This is a genomic window from Bradyrhizobium sp., assembly GCF_049691595.1.
Classification (GTDB): Bacteria; Pseudomonadota; Alphaproteobacteria; order Rhizobiales; family Xanthobacteraceae; genus Bradyrhizobium.
Genome location: NZ_JBAVNZ010000523.1, coordinates 1 through 3,029, shown reverse-complemented (window position 1 = coordinate 3,029; position 3,029 = coordinate 1). Strand labels below are relative to the sequence as shown.

Sequence of the window (3,029 nt, the reverse complement as noted above, 5' to 3'; positions counted from 1 at the left end):
TGCGCCCCGCCCTGGTGACGGAAATCGCAATAGGCAAATCCCATGCCCGAGACCGATCCGCGAAAACTGCGATCGTCGCGCTTGTCGATGCTGAAGCAGGGCTCGAACGGAAGACCCTTGATCACCGCGCAGATCGCCTGGCCGCGGACCTGAAGCGTATTGCCCGGCAGCCGCACATGGCGGATCGGACCGGCGCCGGAAAGCTGGATCGAGCCCACCGCCCCCATGTCATCGAGCAGGCGGCCTGCGCCGCGGGTGCCATCGAAGCAGGTGAATGCGAACACCTTGCCGGCGACAAACCTGCGCGCCTCATCGGCATTCATCATGCCGGCCAATGCGGACGCGATCATCGCCACCGCCGTGATCGTCCCCAACACCATACGCACGAACATGCACCAACTCCAACTTGACCCAAGCGCGGGCGCCCGCCTGAAGTTTCTTCACCCACTGCTTACCATACCAACCGTGGCAAGATTGGAGCAGCTTGGTTGGTAAAGTCTGAACGTCACTGAAGAATCTTTACGACGATTCGGCCGCGGACCTCGCCGGCGAGGATTTTGGCGGCCATGCCGATGAGCTGGTCCAGACCGATTTCATGAGTAATATCAGCAAGTTTCCCGCGATCCAGGTCGGCGGCGAGCCGGTTCCAGGCGAGCTTGCGCAGCGCGATCGGGCACATCACGGAATCGATGCCGAGAAGGCACACCCCGCGCAAAATAAACGGCGCCACCGACGACGGCAAATCCATACCGGCGGCGAGGCCGCAGGCGGCGATGGCGCCGCCATACTTCGTCATGGAGAGAAGGTTGGCGAGCGTGGTCGAGCCGACGCTGTCGACGCCGCCGGCCCAGCGCTCCTTCGCCAGCGGTTTTGCGGGGCCTGACAGCTCAGTGCGATCGATCACCTCGGCGGCGCCGAGACGCTTCAGATAGTCGGCCTCGGACATCCGCCCGGTCGACGCGATGACGTGATAGCCGAGTTTCGACAGCACGGCGGTGGCGACCGAGCCGACGCCGCCCGCGGCGCCGGTGACGACGACCGGCCCGCTGCTCGGCGAGAGCCCATGCTTCTCCAGCGCCAGCACCGACAGCATCGCGGTATAGCCGGCGGTGCCGATCGCCATGGCGTCGCGCGCCGACATCCCCTCGGGCAGCCGCACCAGCCAGTCGCCCTTGACGCGCGCCTTCTCGGCGTAGCCGCCGAGATGGGTCTCGCCCATGCCCCAGCCGTTGCAGACCACCTTGTCGCCGGCCTTCCATTGCGGATCGGTGGAGTGCGCGACGGTGCCGGCGAAATCGATGCCGGCGATCATCGGGAACCGCCGCACCACCGGCGCCTTGCCGGTCAGCGCCAGGCCGTCCTTGTAGTTCAGCGTCGACCACTCGACGGCCACGGTGACGTCGCCGTCCATCAGTTCGGCTTCGTCGAATTGCGTGAGCGCGGCGGTGGTGCCCTTTTCCGCCTTGTCGATCCGGATCGCCCTGAACGTTGCCACGATGAACTCTCCCCGGGATTTTTCCTAAGGGGATACTTACCGGATCAGGCGGGCTGCGCAACCGCGCGGACCACCGGCTGCTCGACGATCGGCAGGTTGATCAGCGCCGACAGCACGCCGAACACGACCGCGAGCCACCAGATCGGGTTGTAGGATCCGAACTGCTCGAACACGATGCCGCCGAGCCAGACGCCGAGGAAACCGCCGACCTGATGGCTGACGAAGGCGAAGCCAAACAGCGTGGCAAACCAGCGGGTGCCGAACATCAGCGCCACCAGCGCCGAGGTCGGCGGCACCGTGGATAGCCAGGTCAGGCCGGTGATGGCGCCGAACGCGATAGCGGAGAAGGTCGTGATCGGCAACGAGATGAAGGCGACAATCGAGAGCGCGCGCGCAAAATAGATCACCGAGAGAATGTAGCGCTTCGGAAAGAAGTTCTGCAGCCAGCCGACGCCGAGCGAACCTGCGATGTTGAACAGGCCGATCGCAGCGATCACCCAGCCGCCGGTCTGCGCGGTGACGCCGCGGTCGGACAGATAGGCCGGCAGATGCACGGTGATGAAGGCGAGCTGGAAGCCGCAGGTGAAGAAGCCGAGCACCAGCAGCACATAAGAGCGATGGCCGAAGGCTTCCGCCAGCGCGGTCTTGAACGATTGCTGGTGCGCGGCAGGCATCTCGGTCGATTGCGCTGACGGCGTCGCGAGCGCCAACGACAGCGGCACGATCAAGAGCATCAGCGCGGCGAATACCGTCAGCGCCGCCTGCCAGCCGAAATTGTCGATGACAGCAACGCCGAACGGCGCGAACAGGAATTGCCCGAACGAACCGGCGGCGGTTCCGGCGCCAAGCGCGATGCTGCGCCGCTCCGGCGGCAATAGCTTACTGAACGCCGACAGCACCAAATTGAACGAGCAGCCGGACAGTCCGAAGCCAATCATGACGCCGGCGCCGAGGTTGAGCGACAATGGCGTCGCGGCATAGCGCATCAGCAACAGGCCGCCGGCATAGAGCAGCGCGCCGACGCACATCACGCGCAGCACGCCGAAGCGGTCGGCGATCGCGCCGGCGATCGGCTGGCCCAGTCCCCACAACAGGTTTTGCAGCGCCAGCGCGAGGCCGAACACGTCGCGGCCCCAGCCAAACTCCCGGCTCATCGGCTGCACGAAGAACCCGAGGCTCGATCGCGGCCCGAAGCCCAACAGGGCGATCATGCAGCCGCAGATGATGATCACCAGCGGCGTGCGCCAGTTGCCGATTCCGGAAGCCGGACGGGCCTCGCCTGCGGTTGCCGACATGAAATTCCCCGATGTCCAGAGCCCGGACCGGAGGGCCCAACCGGACGTTGCCGGGAGTTAATGCATTGGCATGGAAATCCCAAGGGGCCGGCTGGAAAAATCGTCCTCGCGGGGCAGCCCTGCAAAATACGGAGAGCAGGTTGCTGTCGGTGCCATCCAACCCCCATCGTCGTCCCGGCGAACGCCGGGACCCATACGCCGTGACGGCGCAAGTTGAGGAAGTGTCCGTCGTTCAATCT

General features: G+C 65.2%; 2 protein-coding genes and 1 pseudogene. All 3 read right to left on the bottom strand.

Annotated elements, in window-relative coordinates:
- Positions 1 to 392: pseudogene (locus WCE35_RS21300) on the bottom strand (hypothetical protein); the annotation flags it as partial.
- 113 nt (positions 393 to 505) lie between these two features.
- A complete protein-coding gene (locus WCE35_RS21295; RefSeq protein ID WP_424595292.1) occupies positions 506 to 1,495 on the bottom strand; it encodes an MDR family oxidoreductase in 990 nt (329 codons plus the stop codon).
- 44 nt (positions 1,496 to 1,539) lie between these two features.
- Positions 1,540 to 2,790, bottom strand: a complete 1,251-nt coding sequence (locus tag WCE35_RS21290) for an MFS transporter (protein ID WP_424595291.1) — start codon at positions 2,788 to 2,790, stop codon at positions 1,540 to 1,542.
- Between the last annotated feature and the right edge of the window lie 239 nt (positions 2,791 to 3,029).

Bases quoted from the DNA above. Each gene is read 5' to 3' on its own strand.
- WCE35_RS21290 (WP_424595291.1), bottom strand. From the start codon at position 2,790: ATGTCGGCAACCGCAGGCGAGGCCCGTCCGGCTTCCGGAATCGGCAAC.